The organism is Marinobacter sp. ES-1 (genome assembly GCF_000475255.1).
GTDB classification, from domain to species: domain Bacteria; phylum Pseudomonadota; class Gammaproteobacteria; order Pseudomonadales; family Oleiphilaceae; genus Marinobacter; species Marinobacter vinifirmus.
Window position 1 is genome coordinate 1 of the sequence record NZ_AXBV01000006.1, and the last position, 1,349, is coordinate 1,349.

At 49.1% G+C, this 1,349-nt stretch carries 2 protein-coding genes; both read left to right on the top strand.

The annotated features are described in order from the left end of the window. Positions 1-359: 359 nt before the first annotated feature. The gene (locus Q668_RS00530; protein WP_022987623.1) at positions 360-851 is read left to right on the top strand and encodes a hypothetical protein; all 492 of its coding nucleotides are present in this window, start codon (positions 360-362) and stop codon (positions 849-851) included. A 93-nt stretch (positions 852-944) separates the two neighbouring features. Further along, on the top strand, positions 945-1,331 hold the full coding sequence (locus tag Q668_RS00535) for a tautomerase family protein (protein ID WP_022987624.1): 387 nt from the start codon (positions 945-947) through the stop codon (positions 1,329-1,331). Positions 1,332-1,349: the final 18 nt, after the last annotated feature.

Here is a 1,349-nt window from a genome sequence, read left to right on the forward strand (position 1 = left end):
CACGGATAAGTGAAGAGCCATGGATGTACAGTTATAATAAAAAGGCCGCAAAAACGCCAAATTTTCTGCGGTTTAACGTGCGTGGCTGTGCACGTTTTTCACAAGGCGCCTCTGTAGAAGTCTGATTTAAAACGGTAATTTTTTAATGCTTTGGTTTTAACGTGCAAAACCGCGCACGGATAAACCGCGTGCACGCTTTTCACAAATCTAAAGGCCCGACAATGGCCCGAAGCAGGCCAATAAGACTCTGAAAAAAATGAGTATTCGGTGTGTGAAGTGGTTTTTGACGGGGTGGTTTCGTTGCGGTTTAATGAGAATTCACGCTAATAAGCTGTTAAAACGAAAACACAGGAGGTCACATGCAACGGATCGCATCGCAAATTACTCTGCTTTTTCTATCTTTGATCCCCAGTATTGCCCTTTCCGAAAACTCGGCTCCTGAGGACTATCTCGCTAATAAACCGCTGGTATTGGAGGTTCGGTACTGTGAGTGCCTGGCCACCAAAACCGATGGCGCACCCTCCGACCTGCTGCCAAGTTTTCTCAGGGAGTCCAGTCTCTTAAAGGTTAGTGTGTCGAGCAAGGATAATGGCTTTGCTTCTTCAAGCGAGTTGGCCATAGGTTACGAACTCAAGCCAGTTGCAGGCTCGCCCGACCAATTTCAATTCAACTATGCGGGCAATCACACTACGAGTAATGGGAACAGTGCTGGCAACGGCGAGTTGCTGTTGGTTCAGGGTCAGTGGGTCAATCTTTTCGGCTCACAGCATGAGACCCAAACTGGTGGATCGCAACACAGTAACGTTGCGGTGCGGCTGGCTAAGCCGGTGGTTCCTGATGGCAGGTTTTAACAAGTCGATTAAGTTCGTTCCGGCCGTTGGCCTCCACCGGACGTCCCTGTCGGGCCGCCGCTTATCTTCGCGTTACACATTGCAGGAGGCATCGTGATAGTCATCTATGGAATTAAAGAACACCTTAACCCGATCAAGGCTCAGCTCTCTGAGGTCATTCATGGATGTATGCAGTCCGTACTGGGGATGCCAGAAGACAAACGGGCTCATCGTTTTATCCCTATGGAAGCCGAGGATTTTTATTACCCTGGTGGCAGAACATCCGCCTATACGGTCATCGAGATCAATATGATGCAGGGGCGAACTCCCGAGACCCAAAAGACCCTGATCAAGGAGCTCTTCAAAAAGATTGAGTCCGTGATTGGCATATCACCCGTAGATGTTGAAGTCACGATCAAGGAGCAACCGCCACACTGTTGGGGCTTTCGCGGCATGACTGGAGATGAGGTGCGTGATCTCAAGTATTCAGTCAATGTGTAACAAGTGACTGTGGTGTCA

Bases quoted from the DNA above. Each gene is read 5' to 3' on its own strand.
- Q668_RS00530 (WP_022987623.1), top strand. From the start codon at position 360: ATGCAACGGATCGCATCGCAAATTACTCTGCTTTTTCTATCTTTGATC.